Source organism: Desulfobulbus rhabdoformis, from assembly GCF_016919065.1.
In the GTDB taxonomy this organism is placed as follows: Bacteria; Desulfobacterota; Desulfobulbia; order Desulfobulbales; family Desulfobulbaceae; genus Desulfobulbus; species Desulfobulbus rhabdoformis.
On the sequence record NZ_JAFFQA010000113.1, the window covers coordinates 1 to 1,763 of the forward strand.

At 47.0% G+C, this 1,763-nt stretch carries 2 protein-coding genes and 1 pseudogene; all 3 read left to right on the plus strand.

Annotation, left to right across the window (positions count from 1 at the left end; all coding sequences use genetic code 11):
- Positions 1-149 (plus strand): annotated as a pseudogene (locus tag JWJ90_RS22590) (IS1595 family transposase); the annotation flags it as partial.
- Positions 150-252: 103 nt separating this feature from the next.
- A complete protein-coding gene (locus tag JWJ90_RS22595) occupies positions 253-1,083 on the plus strand; it encodes an alpha/beta fold hydrolase (protein ID WP_205229477.1) in 831 nt (276 codons plus the stop codon).
- An 82-nt stretch (positions 1,084-1,165) separates the two neighbouring features.
- Complete coding sequence (locus JWJ90_RS22600) at positions 1,166-1,396, plus strand: hypothetical protein (RefSeq protein WP_205229478.1); 231 nt, start codon at positions 1,166-1,168, stop codon at positions 1,394-1,396.
- The last annotated feature ends 367 nt before the right edge of the window (positions 1,397-1,763 follow it).

Below are 1,763 nucleotides of genomic sequence, written 5' to 3' on the forward strand. Positions count from 1 at the left end.
TTCATGGAGTCAGCGGTCAATATCTTCAAGAGTACGTTAGCGAATTCTGTTATCGATTTAATCGTCGTTTTTGGGAACATGAGCTTCCAATGCGTTTACTGAACGCATGCCTTGCCCATGCTCCGGGCAAACAACTGAAAATAGTTTAGAGCCATATTTTTAAATAACTTCATCTATTGTTCAGTTTCACCAGCCACCTTCGTTGTTTGTGTACCAGTAATGTAGCGTTATGTGAACACAGGAGTCGTGTAAGTGTCTAAATTCGATCTTTCCAGGTCCTACATTTTTGAAGGACGTATCGTGAAATATGAGATGTTAGGTGATGGCCCACCGGTCATATTGGTTCATGGTACCCCCTGGTCTTCATTTAACCTCCGACATCTTATTAGGGCGCTATCCCGAGATTTCACCGTATACTACTATGATCTCATGGGCTACGGGCAGTCGGATAAATCACCCGGCGATGTTTCACTGGGGATTCAGAACCAGATATTGGATCAGCTTATAGATCATTGGGGGCTTGAAAATCCTTGTATCATTGGTCATGACTTCGGTGGCACGACAGTTCTTCGAACTCATCTCATCAATGGACGTGATTTTAAAAAGATCGTACTTATCGATCCAGTTGCGGTGTCTCCTTGGGGATCGCCTTTTTTTCAGCATGTCAACGCGCACGAGGCCGCTTTTGCTGGTGTTCCAGATTACCTCCATGAGGCAATTGTTCGTGCTTACGTCAAGACAGCCGCGTTCAAACCCATTGATGAGGCGACGCTTGATAGGATTGTTCTCCCGTGGATTGGACCAGGGGGAAAGGCGGCTTTTTACCGACAAATTGCGCAGGCAAATTCAAGTTTCACAGATGAGATCCAGCCCTTGTATCGCAAAATATCCAGGCCTGTCCTCATCCTTTGGGGCCGAGAGGATGCATGGATACCATTGGAAAAAGGAGAGGCTTTACATGGAATGATACCGGGATCAATATTCCATGCCATTTCTGATGCTGGTCATTTGGTCATCGAAGAGCAACCAGATAGGCTCAATGAAAAAATACTACCTTTTCTTCAGAATGAACCCTTTGCATAACACGGCAAATTAATTCGAATTCAAATTCGGCTCCACTTCATTTGCACCTGTTATTTTCGGCGTTGGCTGGCCATGAAAAATAATGAAAATTCAAAAGGCTGAAGAAAATGATTTGGAGGCGTTGCGGTTGTGCGCAATTTCAGCGTTTATTGATGATGAGGGATATAAGCCCGGCAACGCAAAACCGGGAAATCCTCCTGGAAACGACCGGATTCACACTCACTTTAACTGGCTGAGAAACTACGATTATTTCAAATGCGTGGTTAACGATACGATCGCTGGTGGTTGCATCATAAAAATACATTCAAATTAGATAGCGGGTCATCATTTGCCGTTATTGTCATACCGCCCGGGGCTGCTCATGCAGAGTCGTGGTCTCAGCGCTCCGATAAATACTATTACGGTAAGCGATCACGCGGCACCGAATCTGCGGTGTTATCGGCCTGTTTACGTACAGGTGTACGCTGCACAGGCCGATGCCGAGCATCTCCGGCACCCCGTAACCGCTTACAGGTTCGATGATTAGCTGTATTTTTGGGGATTACCCCATGACCGGTTGTGCGCCAGGCAAAGCTCTGGCTGTCCTGGTGGCTGCGATGCCACCCGCGGTAATTGCCTGTTCACCGCGAAATCGCCGGTTCGGCGTGTAGGGGCAACCCGAATCGTCAAGCAGAACCGGA

Excerpts from the sequence above, each read along its gene's own strand:
- JWJ90_RS22600 (WP_205229478.1), top strand. The coding sequence starts at position 1,166 with ATGAAAATTCAAAAGGCTGAAGAAAATGATTTGGAGGCGTTGCGGTTG.